We start from the raw sequence: 599 nt of genomic DNA on the forward strand, positions 1-599 counted from the left end.
GCATTTAATGCAAGTAGGTTAATTTGATCAGCAATATCACCTATTATAGAAGTAACATTTTTAATCTCTTCACTTTGAGCAATAACTTCACTAGTTTTATGAGATACATTTTGCATAGAAGAAGTAATCTCTTCTAATGCTGCTGCTGTTTCTTCTAAAGAAGAAGCTTGAGAAGATGAAGAATCTGTTAAGTCTTTAACAGCACTTTGTAATTTACCACTCTCATCTGCTAATAAAGAAGCAAATTCAGATGATTGTCTTAGCATAGCTACTATTTCTTGACCTAATACATTAGTAGTTACTTCAACTCCACCTTTAGCATTTTTAACTTCAGTAGTAAAGTCTAATGCCTTATAGCTATCAAATACTCTATTGATTTCATTCATATTAGAACCAACTTTTGCTTGTAATACATCAAGCATATCATTTAATACATTTTTTAATTCTATTAATTGAGGATTAGCAGGAATTGCTGTTATTCTTGCTGTTAGATTACCACCTTCTATTTCTTTAGCTGTATCAACTGATTGTTCTACTGCTTTAGCATCTTGTTCTAATGCATTTTTAGTTTTAGTGATGTTTTCATTGATGGCTTTGGC

General features: G+C 30.9%; 1 pseudogene. It reads right to left on the reverse strand.

Features of this window, described 5'->3' with window-relative positions:
- A pseudogene (locus L8W56_RS08765) lies at positions 1–599 on the reverse strand (methyl-accepting chemotaxis protein); the annotation flags it as partial.

It is taken from the genome of Campylobacter sp. IFREMER_LSEM_CL1085 (assembly GCF_025772235.1).
In the GTDB taxonomy this organism is placed as follows: Bacteria; Campylobacterota; Campylobacteria; order Campylobacterales; family Campylobacteraceae; genus Campylobacter_D; species Campylobacter_D lari_D.